Origin of the sequence: Seohaeicola saemankumensis (assembly GCF_021021435.1) — a bacterium.
Taxonomy (GTDB): Bacteria; Pseudomonadota; Alphaproteobacteria; order Rhodobacterales; family Rhodobacteraceae; genus Seohaeicola.
Genome location: NZ_JAINWI010000013.1, coordinates 48,947 through 68,088 on the forward strand (window position 1 = coordinate 48,947; position 19,142 = coordinate 68,088).

General features: G+C 59.9%; 18 protein-coding genes. 7 read left to right on the top strand and 11 right to left on the bottom strand.

What is annotated here, in order from left to right; genetic code table 11:
* Positions 1-29: 29 nt before the first annotated feature.
* Together K7H22_RS11440 and dapA are read right to left on the bottom strand one after the other, a co-directional pair.
* The gene (locus K7H22_RS11440; RefSeq protein WP_230800954.1) at positions 30-179 is read right to left on the bottom strand and encodes a hypothetical protein; all 150 of its coding nucleotides are present in this window, start codon (positions 177-179) and stop codon (positions 30-32) included.
* Positions 180-291: 112 nt separating this feature from the next.
* The gene (gene dapA, locus K7H22_RS11445) at positions 292-1,167 is read right to left on the bottom strand and encodes a 4-hydroxy-tetrahydrodipicolinate synthase (RefSeq protein WP_230800955.1); all 876 of its coding nucleotides are present in this window, start codon (positions 1,165-1,167) and stop codon (positions 292-294) included.
* A 146-nt stretch (positions 1,168-1,313) separates the two neighbouring features.
* Between dapA and K7H22_RS11450 the strand changes: the two genes are divergently transcribed.
* Entirely contained in the window at positions 1,314-3,278 is a 1,965-nt protein-coding gene (locus tag K7H22_RS11450) for a lytic transglycosylase domain-containing protein (RefSeq protein WP_230800956.1), read from the top strand.
* Here the strand turns inward: K7H22_RS11450 and K7H22_RS11455 are convergent.
* Both K7H22_RS11455 and mnmD read right to left on the bottom strand, forming a co-directional pair.
* Positions 3,252-4,118 (bottom strand): DMT family transporter, encoded by an 867-nt coding sequence (locus tag K7H22_RS11455; protein WP_230800957.1) that lies wholly within the window; start codon positions 4,116-4,118, stop codon positions 3,252-3,254. The two genes, K7H22_RS11450 and K7H22_RS11455, sit on opposite strands and share 27 nt — an antisense overlap.
* Positions 4,115-4,792 (bottom strand): tRNA (5-methylaminomethyl-2-thiouridine)(34)-methyltransferase MnmD, encoded by a 678-nt coding sequence (gene mnmD / locus K7H22_RS11460; RefSeq protein WP_230800958.1) that lies wholly within the window; start codon positions 4,790-4,792, stop codon positions 4,115-4,117. The genes K7H22_RS11455 and mnmD overlap by 4 nt, the downstream gene beginning before the upstream one ends.
* 65 nt (positions 4,793-4,857) lie before the next feature.
* Between mnmD and K7H22_RS11465 the strand changes: the two genes are divergently transcribed.
* On the top strand, positions 4,858-5,892 hold the full coding sequence (locus tag K7H22_RS11465) for an NAD(P)/FAD-dependent oxidoreductase (protein WP_230801172.1): 1,035 nt from the start codon (positions 4,858-4,860) through the stop codon (positions 5,890-5,892).
* Between the two features lie 3 nt (positions 5,893-5,895).
* Here K7H22_RS11465 and K7H22_RS11470 read toward each other — a convergent pair whose 3' ends face one another.
* A complete protein-coding gene (locus tag K7H22_RS11470) occupies positions 5,896-6,660 on the bottom strand; it encodes an FAS1-like dehydratase domain-containing protein (protein ID WP_230801173.1) in 765 nt (254 codons plus the stop codon).
* Between the two features lie 90 nt (positions 6,661-6,750).
* On the opposite strand from K7H22_RS11470, the gene K7H22_RS11475 reads away from it, so the two are divergent.
* Entirely contained in the window at positions 6,751-7,182 is a 432-nt protein-coding gene (locus K7H22_RS11475) for a VOC family protein (protein WP_230800959.1), read from the top strand.
* Here K7H22_RS11475 and K7H22_RS11480 read toward each other — a convergent pair.
* The 3 genes from K7H22_RS11480 to K7H22_RS11490 all read right to left on the bottom strand — a co-directional run bounded on the left by K7H22_RS11480 (position 7,167) and on the right by K7H22_RS11490 (position 11,161).
* Positions 7,167-8,057: an acyl-CoA thioesterase gene (locus tag K7H22_RS11480; RefSeq protein ID WP_230800960.1), complete on the bottom strand. Its 891-nt coding sequence runs from the start codon at positions 8,055-8,057 to the stop codon at positions 7,167-7,169. The genes K7H22_RS11475 and K7H22_RS11480 overlap by 16 nt on opposite strands.
* Before the next feature lie 22 nt (positions 8,058-8,079).
* Positions 8,080-10,884, bottom strand: a complete 2,805-nt coding sequence (polA, locus tag K7H22_RS11485; protein ID WP_230800961.1) for a DNA polymerase I — start codon at positions 10,882-10,884, stop codon at positions 8,080-8,082.
* A gap of 97 nt (positions 10,885-10,981) precedes the next feature.
* The gene (locus K7H22_RS11490; RefSeq protein ID WP_230800962.1) at positions 10,982-11,161 is read right to left on the bottom strand and encodes a zinc-finger domain-containing protein; all 180 of its coding nucleotides are present in this window, start codon (positions 11,159-11,161) and stop codon (positions 10,982-10,984) included.
* Positions 11,162-11,236: 75 nt separating this feature from the next.
* Between K7H22_RS11490 and K7H22_RS11495 the strand changes: the two genes are divergently transcribed.
* Complete coding sequence (locus tag K7H22_RS11495) at positions 11,237-12,166, top strand: ABC transporter ATP-binding protein (protein ID WP_230800963.1); 930 nt, start codon at positions 11,237-11,239, stop codon at positions 12,164-12,166.
* A gap of 57 nt (positions 12,167-12,223) precedes the next feature.
* Here the strand turns inward: K7H22_RS11495 and K7H22_RS11500 are convergent, their stop codons facing one another.
* Both K7H22_RS11500 and K7H22_RS11505 read right to left on the bottom strand, forming a co-directional pair.
* Positions 12,224-12,607: an HIT domain-containing protein gene (locus K7H22_RS11500; RefSeq protein WP_230800964.1), complete on the bottom strand. Its 384-nt coding sequence runs from the start codon at positions 12,605-12,607 to the stop codon at positions 12,224-12,226.
* An 8-nt stretch (positions 12,608-12,615) separates the two neighbouring features.
* Entirely contained in the window at positions 12,616-14,193 is a 1,578-nt protein-coding gene (locus K7H22_RS11505; RefSeq protein WP_230800965.1) for a DUF5928 domain-containing protein, read from the bottom strand.
* 142 nt (positions 14,194-14,335) lie between these two features.
* On the opposite strand from K7H22_RS11505, the gene K7H22_RS11510 reads away from it, so the two are divergent.
* Positions 14,336-15,154, top strand: a complete 819-nt coding sequence (locus tag K7H22_RS11510) for a sulfotransferase family protein (protein WP_230800966.1) — start codon at positions 14,336-14,338, stop codon at positions 15,152-15,154.
* Between the two features lie 8 nt (positions 15,155-15,162).
* Here the strand turns inward: K7H22_RS11510 and K7H22_RS11515 are convergent, their stop codons facing one another.
* Positions 15,163-16,383: a UbiH/UbiF/VisC/COQ6 family ubiquinone biosynthesis hydroxylase gene (locus K7H22_RS11515; protein WP_230800967.1), complete on the bottom strand. Its 1,221-nt coding sequence runs from the start codon at positions 16,381-16,383 to the stop codon at positions 15,163-15,165.
* Positions 16,384-16,471: 88 nt separating this feature from the next.
* Between K7H22_RS11515 and K7H22_RS11520 the strand changes: the two genes are divergently transcribed.
* On the top strand, positions 16,472-17,800 hold the full coding sequence (locus K7H22_RS11520; RefSeq protein WP_230800968.1) for an amidase: 1,329 nt from the start codon (positions 16,472-16,474) through the stop codon (positions 17,798-17,800).
* Positions 17,801-17,957: 157 nt separating this feature from the next.
* Positions 17,958-19,136 carry an aminotransferase class I/II-fold pyridoxal phosphate-dependent enzyme gene (locus tag K7H22_RS11525; protein WP_230800969.1) on the top strand — a complete coding sequence of 393 codons (1,179 nt, stop codon included), beginning with the start codon at positions 17,958-17,960 and terminating at the stop codon, positions 19,134-19,136.
* Positions 19,137-19,142: the final 6 nt, after the last annotated feature.

Below are 19,142 nucleotides of genomic sequence, written 5' to 3' on the forward strand. Positions count from 1 at the left end.
CTCGACTGCGCGCGAACACCAGTAGGAAATCAGCGCATTGCGCGACATGCCGCGACCTTGTCGATATTAGTCAGCAGATCGGCATTGAAGCGCAACGCGACAGGAACCTTGACCGCGCGTTGCGGTGCCTCAGGCGGCTTTTCGGCTTTTTCAACGGCTTTTTTGGATTTCTTGGCCATTTGCTCCTCCTGCCTTCAAGCTGAATGATAGGAAAAGTATATCACAAAAATGGCGTATAGGCATGAAAAACCCCCGTTGAACCATCGGGGGTTTTTTGAAAGAGCGAGCCAGTCAGTTGATCAGGCCGGCAAAACGCATCGCATCGTCCATCCGCGCCTTGACCGCATCAGTCAGTCCGACCAAGGGCAGACGCACTTCGTCGCTGCACATGCCCAAACGTGACAGACCGTATTTCGCGCCCGCCACACCCGGCTCGGCAAAAATTGCCTCGTGCAATGGCATCAAACGGTCCAGCAAGGTCAGCGCTGTGGCATAATCGCCCTTGAGCGTGGCTGTCTGGAATTCGGCACAAAGTCTTGGTGCGACATTGGCCGTGACCGAGATACAGCCCACCCCACCATGTGCGTTGTAACCAAGTGCGGTTGCATCCTCGCCAGAAAGCTGGATGAAATCGGGCCCGCAGGTCATCCGCTGCTTGGGCACGCGGCTTAGATCGCCTGTTGCGTCCTTGACGCCGACAATGCGCGGGAGCTTGGCCAACTCACCCATCGTGGCGGGCAGCATGTCGACAACGGACCGTCCGGGAATGTTGTAGATGATGATCGGCAGGTTGCAGCAATCGTGGATCGCCTTGAAATGCGCGATAAGTCCGGCCTGCGTGGGCTTGTTATAATAGGGCGTCACCACCAGCGCGGCATCGGCCCCGACCTCTTCGGCATGCTGGATCAGGCGGATGCCTTCGGTGGTATTGTTCGAACCGGCACCGGCAATCACGGGGATACGTCCGGCGGCAGCCTTGACGACCTCTTCGATCACAGTCTCATGTTCGCGATGCGATAGGGTGGGGCTTTCTCCAGTCGTGCCAACGGGCACCAGACCATGCGAGCCTTCGGTCACGTGCCAATCTACAAGTTTCTTAAGCGTCTCGATATCCAGCGCGCCGTTCTTGAACGGCGTGATGAGGGCGGGTATGGAACCCTTGAACATGACACGCTCCTTTTCTGTTGTCGTGATGGCATGGCGCCGTTGGTTGAAGCCTAGGTAGGAGTCTGTCACCAACGTGATTTGAAGCGCCAGACTCAAGGCTGTAATCTGGCGCTGTCTATCCTTTGTCCCTCTGGAAAAAGCAAGTGATGTTGCGAAAAGCAATCCAAAACGCCCTGTTCGTCGGCCTGATTATGTCATCTGCATTGCAGGCGCAGGATACCGGGCCGCAGCCGCTGGCCTCTGCGCTTTCAGCCGTGCGCGCGGGGAACTGGGATAACGCGGCCACTCTCGCTTTGCGCGCCGGACCCGAGGCTGTCGATCTGGTCGAATGGCACCGTTTGCGGGCGGGTCGCGGGCGTGCCGAGGATGTACTGGCTTTTCTGGAACGTAATCCCGATTGGCCGGGGCTTGCGCTGCTGCGGCACCGCTCGGAAGAGGTATTCGTGACCGCCAGCGATGATCAGGTCTTGCGTTTCTTTCAGAACCAGACGCCACAAACCGGTGTCGGCTTGCTGCGCTATGCCGATGCCCTGACGGCCAAGGGCCGTGCAGGTGACGCCGAAGCCAGCCTTGTTCTGGGGTGGCGGACGCTGGCGATGGATCAGAGAGAGCACGACACCTTTGTCCAAAGACATGGTCCCCTTCTGACACCGCATCACGCGGCGCGGCTTGATATGGCTTTGTGGCGGGGTCTGAACAGTGATGCGGACCGTGTTTTGCCGCTGGTCGATGCCGACCGGCGCGCACTGGCGATCGCCAGACTGGCGTTGAAAGCCCAGCGTGACGGGGTGAACACGCTGATTGATGCGGTTCCCCAACCGCTTGTGTCCGATGCCGGTCTGGCCCATGACCGTTTCAACTGGCGTATCCAGAAAGGATTTACCGACAGTGCCATCGAGCTTTTGCTGGAACGCTCGACCTCGGCTGCTGCATTGGGAGAGCCGCAGCGCTGGGCCGGTTGGCGCAGCTATCTGGCACGGGCGCAAATGCGGGCGGGCAACAGCGACCTAGCCTACAGGCTGGCGGCCTCGCATCAACTGGCGGAAGGGTCGGACTATGCCGATCTGGAATGGCTGGCTGGCTATATCGCCCTGACCTACATGAAAGACACCGATCTGGCGCTGGACCATTTCCAGAGGTTCCGGATGGCTGTCGCAACGCCGATCTCGTTGGGGCGGGCGGGTTACTGGATCGGGCGCGCGCAGGATGCTGCGGGCGATACCGAAGCGGCAGCCCAAGCCTATGCCGAGGGGGCGCAGCACCAGACAAGCTTTTACGGATTGCTGGCGGCGGAACGTGCTGGCCTTGCCTCCGATCCGTCCTTGAAGGGTGCCGACGTGCCGCCCGATTGGCGCAGTGCGCCGCTGGCGTCCTCATCCGTTTTTCGCGCGGGCCTGTTGTTGCAACGCGCGGGCGAAGCGGGGCTGGCCAAGCAGTTTTTCACCCATCTGGCCGAAAGCCAGTCCGAGATTGGATTGGCCCAGCTTGGAGAGATGGCACTGGATCTGGGTGAGCCGCATCTTGCTGTGATGATCGGCAAGGAAGCGGCGAACAAGGGTGTTGTGCTGCCCCGTCCTTATTACGCGCTGCATCCGATGCGCGAGATGGGGCTGCCTGTCCCGATGGAGTTGGCCAAGGCGATTGCGCGGCGCGAAAGCGAATTCAATCCGGTGGTTGTCAGCGGCGCAGGGGCGCAAGGCTTGATGCAACTGATGCCCGGCACCGCCGCCGAAGTGGCGCGCGATCTGGGGCTGGAGCATGATGCCGGGCGGGTCCTGTCGGATTGGGCCTATAATGCGCGGCTTGGCAGTGGCTATCTGGCGCGGCTTGGGGCAGATTTCAGCGGCAATATCGTTCTGGTCTCGGCCGCCTATAACGCGGGCCCCAGCCGCCCGACCCGCTGGATGGCAGAGCAGGGCGATCCCCGCGGCGCGTCCGAGGAAGCGGTGGTCGACTGGATTGAACATATCCCGTTCACTGAAACGCGGAATTACGTGATGCGCGTGGCGGAATCCCTGCCGATCTATCGGGCCCGTCTGGGGCGTGAACCGCATCCGGTCCCGTTCAGCCGTGAATTGGCCGGTTCAACGGTTCTGCCGCTCGCGCCATAGGGTGAACAAACCCGCGGCAACGATCAGCGCCGCACCTACCGCGACATTTGTGCGGATCGTTTCCGAGAATACCGCGATGCCCAGAACCGAGGCAAAGACCAGTTGCAGATAGGCAAAGGGCTGCACTGCGCTTGCCTCGGCAACCTCATAGCATTTGATCAGCAGCCAGTGACCCAAGGCACCTGTGATGCACAAAAGGCCCATCCAGCCCCAATCCGGGCCGGTCATGGGTTCCCAGAACCACACGCCGACAATGGTCATCGCCAGCGATCCGACTGTCCCTGTCCAGAAAAAGCTGGTGGCGGTGCTGTCCTTGCGGGCAGCATAGCGTGTCAGCAAGCCATAAAGTGCGAACATCAACGCCGCGATCAGTGGCACGATCGCCTCGATCCGGAAGACACCAAAGCCGGGTTGCAGGATGATCAGAACGCCGATGAACCCCACGCCGATCGCTGCCCAACGACGCCAGCCGACTGTCTCGCCCAGCACAGGTCCTGACAGGGCTGCGACCAGCAACGGATAGCAGGTGAACACCGCATGGCTTTCGATCAGGCCAAGCAAGGTGAAGGCCAGCACCATAACGCAGATCTCGGTGACCAACAGAACCGCGCGAAACGCCTGCAACACAGGCTGTGATGTTTTCGCCGCCGCCCGCAGACCGCCAGCCTTACGCGCAGCTATCGACATGACGAACGCGGCAAAGAACCAGTAACGGATCATGATGACCATGAAGACGTTGTATTCCCCCGCAAGATGGCGCGAGATTCCGTCCTGCATGGCAAAGACAAATGTGGTTGCAATCATAAGCATGATCCCAAGGCGGGTGTTCTGTTCGGTCATGCTTGGGCCTTCCGTGCCACGGTCATATGTCTTTTGGTGCCGTATCCCTGCCGTCTTTGGACGTCAAATCCGGCCGCTTGCAACCCGCGCCTGACAAATCCGGCGGCTGTATAGGTGGCGGCTGTTCCGCCGGCGTGGGTGTGGCGCCCCACTTCTGCTAACAGAGATTCCTGCCACATCTCGGGATTTTTCGCGGGCGAAAAGCCGTCCAGAAACCACGCATCGGCCTGTCCGGTCCAATGCGGAAGGGTTTCGCGCGCATCGCCGGAAACCATTGTGAATTGCAGGTCGGGCAGGGTGAATCCTGCGGGGTTGTCGGTCCAGAACGGTGCGAGTTCGCTGCTGAGCGGTTCCAAAACCGGAAAGGCCGATTGCGCGCGCAGCATGTCGGCGGCGCGGAGCGGGAATGCCTCGAATGTGGTGAATTGCAATTGGCCGGACTGCCCGCTGCCACGCCATAGATGAAGCGCGGACAACAGGTTCAATCCGGTACCAAAACCAAGCTCTGCGATGTGAAAACCGTCACGGAAACGCGCTGGCAAGTCATTGCCCGCCAGAAATACATGTGCGGTCTCGGCAAGCCCGCCCTGCAGCGAGAAATAGGGATCGTCAAACCTTGTAGAAACGGGCAGATCCCCGTCGCGCCAAGCGATTAGTGCGGTCTGGTCTTGCAAGGGGGCATCCCTTAGGAAGGGCATTGAAAACAGCGCGACAATGCAAAGGATGTCAGGGAATGGCAATGGCGGATGTGACCGTGCTGGGAGCCGGAATTTTCGGCCTGTCGGTTGCCTGGGCCTGTGTCGGGCGCGGTGCAAAGGTGCGTGTGATAGACCCTTACGGACCGGGTGCGGGCAGCAGTGGCGGCATCGTTGGGGCGCTTGCGCCGCATGTGCCTGAACAGTGGAATGACAAGAAGGCGTTCCAACTCGACAGCTTGCTGATGGCGGCGTCTTTCTGGTCGGGGGTCGAGGCGTCTTCCGGCATGTCCACAGGCTATGCGCGTCTGGGTCGCTTGCAGCCCGTCACGGACCTTGCAGCGCTGGATCTGGCCAAAGCGCGCGCACTGTCGGCCGCGGAGTTGTGGCAGGGACAGGCGGTATGGGAGGTGCTGCGCGCCGATACGCTGGGTGACTGGTCGCCGCATAGCCCCAGCGGTTGGGTGATCCGCGACACGCTGTCGGCGCGGCTACATCCGCGGCAGGCCTGTGCGGCGCTTGTGGTTGCATTGCAGGCGCATGGCGCCGATGTGGTAAACGAACACCGCGTTGAAGGGCGTGTTATACATGCCAGCGGTCTGGCGGGACTAGAGGCGATCAGTGCCGATCTGGGGCGCAGCTTCGGTAATGGCGTCAAAGGGCAAGCGGCGCTGCTGGCCTATGATGCGTGTGATCTGCCGCAGCTTTTTGTCGATACGGTCCATGTTGTACCGCATGCCGATGGAACGGTCGCTGTCGGATCGACCAGCGAGCGGGATTATGAAGATGCCTCCGTCACGGACGCACAGCTCGATCAGGTGATCGCCCGCGCCCGTGACGCCGTTCACGCCTTGCGCGATGTCGAAGTGATCGAGCGTTGGGCCGGTGTGCGCCCCCGCGCCCGCAGCCGTGCGCCGGTTCTTGGTGTGCATCCGGTTTACAGCGACCATTTTATCGCCAATGGCGGTTTCAAGATCGGTTTTGGCATGGCCCCGAAAGTGGCAGAGGTTATGGCCGATCTGGTGCTGGACGGGATCGACACGATCCCTGCGGGTTTCCGTCCAGAGGCGAGTCTCTGACCCTCAGCTTGCCTGGGCTTGCATACATTGCCGCCCATCCGGACCGCGCACCCACATCGTTCCATCGGCACACCAGCACAGATCTGCGGCTTCGAAATGCATCAGGGGGGCGGTTGCCCGAAAACTGAATGTGCGCAGCGTGCCCAGTTGCTCGGTCGCCAGCAGAATCAAATGCTGCGCCAGCAAAGGGCCATGGGTCACCAGGCCCGCGTACCCCTCGACATCGCGGGCATAGTCCAGATCATAGTGGATACGGTGCCCGTTGAATGTGAGCGCCGAATAGCGGAAGAGCAGGGTACTGTCGAAATGCACGGTCCGGCAAAGATCTTCATCGCGTCGTGCGATCGGTGCCGCGGGACTTGGCGCATCCGACGACAGGTCTTCGCGATAAACCAGATCCTGCGATTCGGTCACGCAGACCCGCCCGTTCTGGACGATTTTGTGCCGCAAGGTGACAAACCCAAGCGGACCGGTGCGCCCATCCTTTCGTGTCACGCTATCGATGGTGGTTGTCTTGTGCGCGGGCTCTCCTGCCATCATCGGCGTATCGAATGCCAGCCGTCCACCTGCCCACATCCGGCGCGGAAGGCCCAGATCGGGGATAAGGCCAAGCCCCGTGGCGGGATGCCCGTCGCGTCCCAGTTTTGCGGGTGGCTGGGGCTCCCAGAAATACAGTTGATGGAAGAAGGGCGGCAAGGTTGCGCCTGCGATAATCGTTGCCGGTTGCCCCAAAGCGACCTGCAAGGCAGCGCTGCGGGCGGGGTCCATCACATCCGTGACGGTTTGACTGTCGGGGTGGGCTGGCACATGTTCCATCCGCGCAGATTAGGCATGCTTGGGACAAGGAACAATCGTGAAATGACACCACGGATCAAGGCATTGGACCATCTGGTTCTGACGGTTGCTGACATTGCGGTGACTGTCGATTTCTACACGCATGTCCTTGGCATGCAGGCAGAAAGCTTTACGCCTGCAGGGGGTGCCCCGCGTATGGCGCTGCGCTTTGGCAGCCAGAAGATCAACCTGCACCGGACAGGGGCCGAATTCCGCCCGCATGCAGGGAATGTGCAGGCAGGTTCAGCCGATCTGTGCTTTCTCAGCGATACGCCGCTTGCGGATTGGCAGGCGCATCTTTCCGCAAAGGCGGTGCAGATCGAGGAAGGTCCGCTTCGACGCACAGGCGCTGAAGGGCCGCTCATGTCGATCTATCTGCGTGATCCGGATGGCAACCTGATCGAAATTTCCAACCGTTTGCCGGCGTCATGCTATCTGCCTCACGGTGTGACCTGACGTACCAGCCCTTCTTGTGCGACATTTGCGACCAGTCGCCCGTCGCGGGTGAAAACGCGGCCACGGTTGAAGCCGCGTGCCCCTCCGGCCCACGGGCTGTCCATCGTGTAGAGCAACCAGTCGTCCATGCGGAAGGCATCATGCACCCAAAGCGCGTGATCCAGACTGGCGAATTGCATATCGGGATCGGTAAATGTTTTGCCATGCGGCATCATCGAAGTGCCTAGCAGCCCCATATCCGAGGCAAAAGCCAGTGCCGCGCGATGCATGGCGGGATCATCCGACATGCGCCCCTTTACCCTGATCCAGATGGTCTGCACCGGTTCCCGATGGCTGCGGTCAAAAGGGGGGCGCGGTGTGATCGACCGCATCTCGACCGGACGGGGAGTCTTCAGCCAGACCCGAAAGGCTTCGGGCAGTGCGTCGCCCATCCGCGCGGCCATAGCTTCCTCGGTTTCCAGTTCCTCGGGGCTGGGCACATCTGGCATCGCATCCTGATGGGCCAGTCCCGGTTCGGGCGCATGGAACGAGGCAGCAAGGTTCAGGATCGGCTTGCCATGCTGGATCGCCACAACGCGACGGGTGGTAAAGCTGCCGCCGTCGCGGTCGCGTTCGACACGGTAAAGCACTGGTTGCGTCGCATCACCCGGACGCATGAAATATCCGTGCAGCGAATGGTTGGGCCGCGCGGCATCAACCGTCATTGTCGCTGCCATCAAAGCCTGCCCAATCACTTGCCCGCCGAAACTGCGCCCGCGCCCCTGTGGTGTGGCGATGCCGCGATAGAAATCCTCCTCGATCCGTTCGACAGTCAGAACACTGATCAGACTGTCAGCCAGTTGCTGGTCTGTCAGTTTCGATTCGGTGTCGGTCATCGGGTCTTTCCTTCATATCGGTTCAATGTGCTTCGGCCCAGTTGTTGCCGGTGCCCCCATCGACGATCAGCGGCACATCCAGCCTCAGCACAGGCTCGCAAGCCGATTGCATGATGTCCCGCGCGGTCTCGATCAGTTTGTCGGCGGCATTTTCATCCACCTCGAAAATCAGTTCATCATGGACCTGTAGCAACATTCTGGCAGGCTGGTTCTTGATGGCCGCAGGCATGCGGATCATCGCGCGGCGGATGATATCGGCGGCAGTGCCCTGAATAGGGGCGTTGATCGCCGCGCGCTGGGCAAATCCGGCTGTCGGGCCTTTGACGTTGATATCAGGAGTGTGGATCTTGCGCCCGAACAGAGTCTGGACATAGCCGTGCTCTTTCGCAAAACCCTTGGTCGCGTCCATATAGTCGCGGATACCCGGAAACCGCTCGAAATAGCGGTCGATGAACCCCTGTGCCTCGGCCCGCGGGATTCGCAGGTTGCGGGCCAGACCGAAGCCCGAAATACCGTAGATCACGCCGAAATTGATCGCCTTGGCGCGGCGGCGCACTTCCGATGTCATCTGGTCTATCGGCACGTCGAACATCTCGGACGCGGTCATCGCGTGAATGTCCTGTCCCTCGCGGAAGGCTTGTTTTAGGGCGTCGATATCCGCGATATGGGCCAGAATACGCAGCTCGATCTGGCTGTAGTCCAGACTGACCAGCACGCGCCCCTGTGGTGCGACGAACGCCTCGCGGATGCGGCGGCCTTCCTCGCTGCGCACGGGGATGTTCTGCAGGTTCGGATCGGTCGAGGACAGCCGGCCGGTGTTCGCGCCGGTCTGCATATAGGACGTATGCACCCGGCCTGTTTCAGGGTTGATATGATCCTGCAAGGCGTCGGTATACGTCGATTTCAGCTTGGAAAGCTGTCGCCAGTCCAGCACCCGCCCGGGCAAGTCGTGCATCGTGGCCAGATCCTCCAGCACATCCGCGCCGGTCGCATAGGCGCCTGTCTTGCCCTTCTTGCCGCCTTCCAATCCCATCTTGTCGAACAGGATCTCGCCCAGTTGCTTGGGAGAGCCGACATTGAAGCTTTCGCCGGCCAGTTCGTGGATCTCGGCCTCCAGAGCCGCCATTTTCTGGGCGAAGGCATTGGACATGCGGCTCAGCGTGTCGCGGTCGACCTTGACGCCGGTCATCTCCATCTGCGCCAGAACAGGCACAAGGGGACGTTCCAGTGTCTCGTAGACCGTAGTCACGCGGGTGCGGTGCAGTTGCGGGCGGAATAACTGCCACAGGCGCAGGGTAATATCGGCATCCTCGGCCGCATAGGTGACTGCCTCGTCGATCGGTACGCGGTCGAAGGTGATGGCGGATTTCCCGCCGCCCAAAAGCGATTTGATCGGGATCGGCTCATGCCCCAGATAGCGCTCGGACAGTGTGTCCATGCCATGGCCGTGCAGGCCTGCATTCAGCGCGTATGACATCAGCATGGTGTCATCTATCGGCGCCACGGCAATGCCGTTGCGGGCAAATATCTTGGCATCGTATTTCATGTTCTGCCCGATCTTGAGGATGCTGTCATCTTCGAGCACGGGTTTGAGCGCGTCCAGAACCGGCTGGAACGGCAACTGCCCTTCGGCCAGCGCGTCCGAGCCGAACAGATCATCCGCGGCACCCGCTTTGTGGCCCAGCGGGATGTAGCAGGCGCTGCCAGCTTCCACGCAAAGCGAAATCCCCACCAATTCGGCGCGCATCTCGTCCAGACTTGTCGTCTCGGTATCCACGGCCACATAGCCACGGTGTCGGATCAGGGCGATCCAGCTTTCCAGCGCAGCCATATCCGACACACGCTCATATGCCTTGGGAAAAGGAATGTTCTCGGGTTTGTCACTCTCGCCGGCCGGTTCGGCACCGGCGGGGTCGGTATCTATCATCACAGGTGCCGCAACACCCAGCGCGGTCGAGATTCGTTTGGTCAGTGTGCGGAATTCCATCTCAGCCAGAAAATCCAGCAGCTTTTCCGGCTCAGGCTCGCGGATCTCCAGATCGTCCAGCGTGAATTCCAGCACCATGTCGCAATCCAGTTGCACCAACCGTTTGGACAGTTCGATCTGCGCGCGGTGCTGTTGCAACACCTCGCGCCGCTTGGGTTGCTTGATCTCGTCCGCGCGGTCCAGCAGCGCCTCCAGAGAGCCGAATTCGTTGATCAAAAGCGCCGCCGTCTTGATCCCGATCCCCGGCGCGCCCGGCACATTGTCGACCGAGTCGCCTGCCAGTGCTTGCACATCCACTACATGTTCAGGACCGACCCCGAATTTCTCGATCACACCCTCGCGGTCGATGCGGCGGTTTTTCATCGGGTCCAGCATCTCGACCCCGTCGCCCACCAGTTGCATCAAATCCTTGTCCGAACTCACGATGGTCACGCGCCCGCCCGCCGCGCGGGCCTGACAGGACAAGGTGGCAATGATGTCGTCAGCCTCGAAACCCTCAAGCTCCTTGCAGGCGATGTTGAACGCCTCGGTTGCGGCACGGGTCAGGGGGATTTGCGGACGCAGATCTTCGGGCATCGCTTCGCGATTGGCCTTGTAGAGGTCATACATGTCGTTGCGGAACGTGTGGCTGCCCTTGTCGAAAATCACGGCTACATGCGTTGCCGCGTCCGCACCGCTGTTATTCTCGACATAGCGCTGCAGCATGTTGCAAAAGCCCGACACCGCCCCGATCGGCAAGCCATCGGATTTGCGCGTCAGCGGTGGTAGCGCGTGATAGGCGCGGAAAATGAAGGCCGAGCCGTCGATCAGATGAAGGTGGCAACCTTTGCCGAATGTCATGCGCACCCCTTTCGCCGGCGTAGCGCCCGCTGCTTCTTCTTGCACAAATATCCCCGCCGGAGGCTTCCGACGGATCATCCGGTTCCGCGATCAGCGGTCAGACCTTGCCTTCGAAATCCCGATGGACGTATTTGCAATCGCAATATGGGCATTCCACCCAACCGTGTTCATGGGGAATCTGAAGCCAGACACGCGGGTGGCCAAGCGCCCCTTCGCCCCCGTCACAGGCTATACGATAGCTGTCGACTAGCTTTGTCTCTGGTGCCTCGATCGTCATCTCGGGACATTTCCTTTTCCGGTCAACTGGATTAGGACCGTTATGAGCGATGAGACGGGCAGGAGCAAGTAGACCATGAGCGCCAATGCAATCGAAATCCGCGGTCTGGTGAAAACCTATGCCGGTGCCAAAGGTCAGCCCGAGAAAAAGGCGTTGCAAGGCATTGATCTGGATGTTCCGGCAGGCTCGGTCTTTGGGCTTCTTGGGCCTAACGGGGCCGGAAAATCGACGCTGATCAACATTCTGGCCGGTCTGGTTGTCAAGACGTCAGGTGATGTGAAGATCTGGGGCTTCGATCAGGATGTGAATCCGCGCCAGTCGCGCGCGGCTATTGGTGTGATGCCCCAAGAACTGAACCTTGATCCATTCTTCACCCCGCGTGCGGCGCTCGAGGTGCAGGCGGGTCTGTATGGCGTGCCAAAGGCGCAACGGCGCAGTGATGAAATCCTTGCTCTGATCGGACTTGAGGACAAAGCCCAAGCCTATGCACGCACGCTATCGGGCGGGATGCGGCGGCGGCTTTTGCTGGGCAAGGCACTGGTTCATCATCCGCAGATCCTGGTGCTGGACGAACCCACCGCCGGTGTGGATATCGAACTGCGCCAGATGCTTTGGACCAATATCCGCAAGCTCAATCAGGACGGTATGACCATCATCCTGACCACGCATTATCTGGAAGAGGCCGAGGAGATGTGCGACCAGATCGCCATTATCAATCAGGGACAGGTCGTCGCGCGCGACAGTACCTCGGCGTTGCTTGGGCGTATGGACCGCAAGACAATGGTGATTCATCCTGCAAGCCCCGCCGCGCAGATGCCGGAAGGCGCGGGTCTGGACGTCACGCAGCGCGCTGACGGATCACTGGCGATCAGTTACCACACCCGTCAGACGACGGCAGAACAGGTGCTTGAAGCGGTGCATGACGCGGGCGTGTCGATCCGTGACGTCAAGACGGAACAGGCCGACCTGCAGGATGTTTTCCTGAACCTGACAAGTTCTGCCTGAACCCCGGGCGCGCTCCGCGCGGGGATATTTAAGGCAAGAAGAAACGGGCACAGCGCTTCAGTCAGCGCGTTGCAGCATCCGCCCCAGAATGCGACCGCCAAGGATGTGGATATGCAGGTGCGGAACTTCCTGCACACCTGCTTCGCCAGCGTTGGAGATCGCGCGGAAACCGCCCCCGCCCATACCTGGTTGGACCTCCATGATACGGCAGACCTCGCCAATGGTGCGGGTAAAATCCACGATTTCAGCTTCCGATGCGGCCTGTGCGAAATGGTCGTAGGTGACATAGGGGCCTTTGGGGATCACTAGCACATGCACCGGCGCCTGTTCCGAGATGTCATGGAAGGCCAGCGAATGCTCGGTTTCCAGCACTGTGCGGTTCGGGATTTCGCCGCGCAGGATTTTTGCAAATACGTTTTGGTCGTCATAGGTATAGGCCATGGGGCACCTCAGTCTGCGTAAAGATAGTCGGTTGAGGCGATTTCATGCGCCTTGTCGCTGGAAATGGCAAGAAACTGCGCCAGTTTTCCCGTGTTTTCCTCGACTGGATCGGCCTCACGAATGCGCTGGTAGTTCTCGAAACCCTGATCGCGGATCTGATCGCTTTCAAAGGTCATGTCATTGCGGATCGTGGGAAGCAGCCGCGCCAATGTGTCGGGCGGTGTCTGGTCGCCCGCCAGTCCGACACGTTTGGCATGGCCGACCAGATAGTCGTCCGAAAACTGGCATTCGACCTCGAGAAGGCGGGTGGTCGAGCGGTCGCCACAGAAATCCTGCAGAAGATCAAGATTTCCCGGGTCCATGCAGACGATCAGACGATCGGTGTCGTAATAGTCGAACAACATCCGCATTAGCGCGCGGCGGTGACGGGTGCGTTTTCCAAGACTGGACTGGATGCCGCCTAGATCGGGTAGATAGGTGCTTTCCTCGTTGAACAGGTATTCGATGGCAGGCATGTTGGTGACCTGCCGTATACGGTGCAGAAGGCGCTTGGCGACGTGCCATTTCTTGCAGATCACGATCAGAAGTTCGCGCTCGCGGCCAAGAGTGCTTTCGGTTTCCCAGAACCGCGAGGCAAAGCGCCGCCCGATCCGGCCTCGACCCGCCAGAAATTTGTAAAGGCTGCGCCCCTCATTCGAGATCTGGAAGCGCACACCCTCGGCGGCATAAAGATCGCCCAGACGTTCCTTGAGGTCGATGGCACCCGGACTGATCTTGCGCGCGAACAGAAAATCCTGACTGAGCAGCAAGTCATAGTGATCATTGTAGAACGTGACGGGCATCCCGTAATCCGAGAACATCAGGAATGTCAGGGTGCGGGATCTGATTTCGTTCTTGGGAATCAGATGGCGCACCAGAGTCTGGAAAAAGGTTTCGTCCGGAATCCATGTCGTGCGGAAAAAGCGCATCACGTCGGGACGCTTGCGGGTGAATTGCAGGATCTGTTCAATTGTCCGGCGGCGCAGGCACCACCACTGGCTGCCAATCTGGACCTGAATGTCCTGCGGTATCGCCCGCTTGAGCCCGAGTTTCCGTTGCAAGTTGAAGGCTGCGTAGAAAAGCCGCTTATGGGTGCGTTCGTTGAAGAAATGGCGGTAGGTCAGCCGCTCTTCCTTGATGCCGGTCTTGATCCAGTCGCTTTCGAAATAATCGAAGCTTTCGATATAGTCGGCATCGGCCGAGTCCAGAAAGCTATGGGCATATTCAGCTGATTTGATGGCCATGCAGTCGCCAGAGAGCATGTAGAAATGCGTGGCACGCGGAAAAGCCTCGACCGCCGATTGGACGGCGTTGAGGGTTGCCTGCACCAGCGACCATTCGCCCCAACCGCATTTGATGCGGCGTTTGGCGAAAGTGACGTTCGGATTGTCCTGCAAGGCGGTCCGGATCATCCGGTAATGCGCTGCGCTGGCGCGGGCATCGAAATGAATCGCCATATAATCGCCCACCGCCGTCAGGCGGTTCGCCTGGGCGATGATCGCTTCTGGGTCCTTGTGGCACAGAAGAATGAATGCAATTCTTGCCATTAGGGGAACCGGAAGCCTTTGGTTACAAGTATAGGGAAGGGTGATACCGACCCTTGCGGTATGAATAAACAGGCTTTCTTTCGTTTTTGCAAAGTTGGTATAAAGCGTCGCAATAAAAAGACGCATTTTTGGAGGCGGGTCGATGGGATTTCCGGGCACATGGATGACGGAAAGCGAAAGCGTGGTCTATCGTGTGGTGCCGAAATGCGCCTGCTCGACCATCGGTCAAATCCTTTACTATTCGGATCACGGCACGTTTTTTGACGGGGACATTCACGACTCGACGGCTGGTCTGCACAAATGGGCGCAACCCGACAGCCAGACGCTGATCGAAAAAAACGTCAAAAGCCACGGATCCTACGCCTTTACCTGTGTCCGCAATCCCTACACACGTATTCTGTCATCCTTCTTTGACAAGATTTGCGGAATCCAGCGTAATGGGCGGCGCTACCGTGGCAATCTGGTGCCGATGCTGACCCAGAAATACGGCGTCGAAGTCGGCGGAGAGGACGGGACAACCGAGTTTGACCAGATCCGCAGTTTCCGCCGCTTCCTGCTGTTTGCGCGCGATACCATCCGTTGGCGGCGCCCGATGGAACCTGATATCCACTGGTCCGCGATGTCGGGCCATGTGTCGACCTTCATCGTGAATGGCGGCAGCTATGACAGCATTTTCTGGACCGAAGCGTTCAATGACGGGATGCAGAAGGTTCTCGATGCGATCGAGACACCGCATCAGGTTGATCTGAAAACAATCCCGCGCTTCAACGAATCCGAAGGCCACGGCCCCAAGCGGTTGCATCCGGTCGAGGATTATTTTGACGATTTGTCGATGCATCTTGTCTATGAAATCTACAAACGCGATTTCGAGTTGTTCAAATACGATTTCGAGAACCCTGCCAACAAGATGCCGCTGGGTGAAATTGATCTGGACGAGGTGCATGCCAAGCTTGGTGACTGACGGTCCTGTCAGCCGCGCATCAGGTCAGGTAAATCACCCGTCAGCCCTGCCGCCTCGCGGATGAAACCGCGACGCAATCCGGGCAGCGCGTTGATCACACCCATGCCGATATCGCGGCCAAACCGCAGCAACGGGTTGTCGCTGGCAAAAATCCGGTTTGTCAGATCGGTCGCCACGGCCAATGTCGCTGTGTCGAAACGGCGCCATTGCTGATAGCGTGCCAGCACCAGTTCCGAGGCGATATCCTCGCCCCTCTTGCGGGCATCCGACACAACCTGTGCCAAGGCCGCAATGTCGCGCAGACCTGCGTTCAGCCCCTGTCCGGCAATTGGATGCACGCCATGCGCGGCATCTCCCACCAGTGCAAGTCGGGGAGCGACAAAACTGTTGGCCAGCGTCAGGTTCAACGGATAGGTATAGCGCGCGCCGGACAGACGGATTTCCCCCAGAAAGTCGCCAAACCGCGGGCGCAGCATGTCGAGATAGGCGTTATCCTCAAGCGCATGGAATGCGGCTGCATTGGCATGGGTTTCCGACCAGACGATCGAGCTGCGATTGCAGGTCAGCGGCAGGATTGCCAATGGTCCGGGGGGCATGAAGAACTGGTGCGCGATGCCGTGATGGGGCAGATCATGCTCGATCGCGCAGACCAGCGCCGTTTGTCCGTAGTCCCATCCCGTGCGGGAAATCCCTGCGCGTTCGGCCGTACCGGATGTGCGCCCGTCAGCCCCGACCAGAACGCGTCCGGTCAGCCTGCGGTCATCCTCCAGCGTAACACTGATCCCTTGCGGACCAGTTGCCTGACGAACAACGCGCGTATCATTCAGACGTGTTATCAGCGGGTGTCGGTCTAGGGCCTCCAGAACGGCCTTCCGCAAGTGGCGATCCTCGACCATGTGACCCATCGGGCCTTCTTCGATCTCGGCATGGTCGAAATGCAGGTGGAACGGCGATAGCGGCCCCTCGCCTGCGCGCCCGTCACTGACCTTGATTTCCAGCATGGGCTGGGCGTTGTCTGCGATGCTGTCCCACAATCCCAGATGCCGCAGCAACCTGACCGAGGCCAGCGCCAGCGCATAGGAACGACCGTCAAAGCCCTCGGCTGCGAGTTTTGCTGCCGGTTGCGCGTCGATCACGGTGGAGGTCAGGCCGGAGCGGGCCAGTGCAAGAGCCAGAACAGGACCGTTCAGTCCGCCGCCCACAATCAGGAAATCGCTGTCATATGTCATGGGGCAAATATGGGGGAAGAGGCGGGATTGTCCATGCGCCTCTGTGCCGCTACCGTCCGCCCTGTTACATTCAGGGAGGGGGCTGGGAATGCAGGAATGGTTGGGCCGCATGGCAGCGGAACAAGGGCGGGCGATTGGAGCCGGTGAACTTGATCCGGTGGATCTGACACAGGCCTATCTGGATGCGATTGCCGCGCATCCCTTGGCAGACAGGATCTATGCCCGCCTTATGCCCGAACGCGCCCTGGCCGAAGCAGGCGCTGCGCGCGACCGCGCGCAGTCGGGGCAGCGCCTGTCGGTGCTGGATGGAGTGCCGATCAGTTGGAAAGACCTGTTCGATACAGCAGGCGTTGCGACCGAAGCAGGGTCTGCCCTTTTGAAAGACCGCGTGCCGGATCGGGATGCCGATGTCTTGCGAAATGCCACCGCCGCAGGTTTGGTCTGCCTTGGCAAAACGCATATGAGCGAGTTGGCCTTCAGCGGCTTGGGTTTGAACCCTGTGACCGCCACCTCGCCTTGTGTGAACGATCATGCTGCGGTGTCGGGCGGATCAAGCTCGGGTGCGGCGGCCTCGGTCGCGTTCGGACTGGCAGCCTGCGGGATCGGCACAGATACGGGCGGGTCGGTGCGGATTCCGGCGGCATGGAATGATCTGGTGGGCCTAAAAACAACTGCGGGGCGGGTCTCGTCGCGCGGGGTCGTGCCGCTTTGCGCGAAGTTCGATACCGTCGGGCCACTTTGCCGCTCGGTCGAGGATGCAGCGCTGATGCTAGCCGCACTGGAAGGCAGGCGGCCTGCTGATTTGCGCGGGACCAGCCTGAAAGGACGGCGGTTTGCCATCCTCAAGACTGTCGTAATGGATGATCTGCGCGACGCGCCGGCCAGCGCTTTCGCCTCGGCTGTCGCACGACTTGAAGCCGCAGGCGCGCTTATTTCCGAGGTAGAAGCACCGGAACTGGCGGCCTCCATGACGCTGGCGCCAGTCCTGTTCACGGCCGAGGCCTACGGCATTTGGCGCGATGTGATCGAGGCAAATCCGCATCTGATGTTTGACCAGATACTCGAGCGGTTTCGTGGCGGGGCAGGGGTGAAAGCTTCAGATTACGTAGCAGCATGGCGCAAGCTGGAAGAGACCCGTCGCACATGGCATGCGCGTATGGCCGGATTTGATGCCGTGATCTGCCCGACCGCACCGAACCTGCCGCCCGATCTGGACAAGTTGATGACCGATCACGATTACTACGTGACCGAAAATCTGCTGACCCTCCGCAACACACGCGCAGGCAATCTGATGGGGCTGAGCGCGGTTACATTGCCGACAGGGACGCCAAGTTGCGGGATGATGCTGATGGGTGCCCCCCTGGCCGAAGAACGCCTGTTGCGCCTTGCTGCCGCCGTAGAAACCGCTCTGCGATGATCGGTTTGCGGCTTTGCAGACAAATTTGCCGCAACGATTTTGCTGAAATGCCACAAGAGTCGGGAATCCCGCTGCTTTTTCTGGACGCAAGCGCCGCAGTTGGATAGTTTGCAACCAAACGGGGCGCAATGATCCCGATGATTGAGGCAGTATAAGAATGTTCCCCGAGCGGTTCTCGAACCTACCGGCCTATGCGTTCCCGCGTTTGCGGGCGCTTCTGGACGCGCATGCGCCCGGTGGTCCGGTCGTGCATATGACCATCGGTGAACCGAAACACGCCTTTCCCGACTGGATCGGACGGGTGATTGCCGAAAACGTCGCGGATTTTGGCCGTTACCCGCCCAATGAAGGCGCGCCGGAACTGTTGAATGCCATCGGCGACTGGATCAAGCGGCGCTACGATGTGCCCGTTGATGCACAACGTCAGGTGATGGTTCTGAACGGCACGCGCGAGGGACTCTACAATGCCTGCATGGCGCTTGTGCCCGAACAAAAAAACGGGACAAAGCCCGTCATCTTGATGCCGAACCCGTTCTATCAGGTCTACATGATCAGCGCGATTTCGGTTGCGGCAGAGCCTGTGTTTGTTCCTGCGACGCGCGACGGGGGCTATCTGCCTGATTACACCGGGCTGCCTGCGGATGTGCTGAACCGTACAGCGGCTGCTTATATCTGTTCGCCTGCCAATCCGCAGGGCGCAGTTGCCAGCCGCGCCTATTGGCGTGATCTGATCGGCTTGGCCGAGCAGTATGATTTCAAGATATTCGCGGATGAATGCTATTCCGAGGTCTACCGTGACGCAGCCCCCGCTGGCGCGCTTGAGGTCGCCGCCGAGATGGGGGCCGATCCTGAACGCGTAGTGATTTTCCATTCGCTGTCCAAGCGATCGAACCTTCCGGGGTTGCGGTCCGGCTTCATGGCGGGCGGACCGGACAGCATCGCGCGTGCGCGGCAGCTTAGGGCCTATTCCGGTGCGCCCGTTCCCTTGCCGCTGCAAAAGGCGTCAGAAACCGTGTGGGCGGACGAGGCCCATGTAGTCGAGAACCGCCGCCTTTACGGAGAGAAGTATCTGGCCGCCGACAGGATTTTTGCCGGCGTAAACAGCTACAAAGGGCCTGAGGCGGGCTTTTTCCTGTGGCTGCCGGTTGAGGATGGAGAGGTTGCCGCGCTGAAGCTTTGGCAACAGACAGGTGTGCGGGTTTTGCCCGGTGCCTATCTCAGCCGCGATGTGAACGGGGACAACCCCGGCAAAGGTTATATCCGGGTCGCTATGGTGGCCCCAATCAACGAGATGCAGGCGGGGCTGATCGCCTTGCGTGACTGCATTTATGGGTAAAAGGAC

Coding starts and splice junctions, on each gene's coding strand:
- K7H22_RS11440 (WP_230800954.1), bottom strand. CDS start 179: ATGGCCAAGAAATCCAAAAAAGCCGTTGAAAAAGCCGAAAAGCCGCCT.
- dapA (WP_230800955.1), bottom strand. CDS start 1,167: ATGTTCAAGGGTTCCATACCCGCCCTCATCACGCCGTTCAAGAACGGC.
- K7H22_RS11450 (WP_230800956.1), top strand. CDS start 1,314: ATGTTGCGAAAAGCAATCCAAAACGCCCTGTTCGTCGGCCTGATTATG.
- K7H22_RS11455 (WP_230800957.1), bottom strand. CDS start 4,118: ATGACCGAACAGAACACCCGCCTTGGGATCATGCTTATGATTGCAACC.
- K7H22_RS11465 (WP_230801172.1), top strand. CDS start 4,858: ATGGCGGATGTGACCGTGCTGGGAGCCGGAATTTTCGGCCTGTCGGTT.
- K7H22_RS11470 (WP_230801173.1), bottom strand. CDS start 6,660: ATGGACCCCGCCCGCAGCGCTGCCTTGCAGGTCGCTTTGGGGCAACCG.
- K7H22_RS11475 (WP_230800959.1), top strand. CDS start 6,751: ATGACACCACGGATCAAGGCATTGGACCATCTGGTTCTGACGGTTGCT.
- K7H22_RS11480 (WP_230800960.1), bottom strand. CDS start 8,057: ATGACCGACACCGAATCGAAACTGACAGACCAGCAACTGGCTGACAGT.
- polA (WP_230800961.1), bottom strand. CDS start 10,884: ATGACATTCGGCAAAGGTTGCCACCTTCATCTGATCGACGGCTCGGCC.
- K7H22_RS11490 (WP_230800962.1), bottom strand. CDS start 11,161: ATGACGATCGAGGCACCAGAGACAAAGCTAGTCGACAGCTATCGTATA.
- K7H22_RS11495 (WP_230800963.1), top strand. CDS start 11,237: ATGAGCGCCAATGCAATCGAAATCCGCGGTCTGGTGAAAACCTATGCC.
- K7H22_RS11500 (WP_230800964.1), bottom strand. CDS start 12,607: ATGGCCTATACCTATGACGACCAAAACGTATTTGCAAAAATCCTGCGC.
- K7H22_RS11505 (WP_230800965.1), bottom strand. CDS start 14,193: ATGGCAAGAATTGCATTCATTCTTCTGTGCCACAAGGACCCAGAAGCG.
- K7H22_RS11510 (WP_230800966.1), top strand. CDS start 14,336: ATGGGATTTCCGGGCACATGGATGACGGAAAGCGAAAGCGTGGTCTAT.
- K7H22_RS11515 (WP_230800967.1), bottom strand. CDS start 16,383: ATGACATATGACAGCGATTTCCTGATTGTGGGCGGCGGACTGAACGGT.
- K7H22_RS11520 (WP_230800968.1), top strand. CDS start 16,472: ATGCAGGAATGGTTGGGCCGCATGGCAGCGGAACAAGGGCGGGCGATT.
- K7H22_RS11525 (WP_230800969.1), top strand. CDS start 17,958: ATGTTCCCCGAGCGGTTCTCGAACCTACCGGCCTATGCGTTCCCGCGT.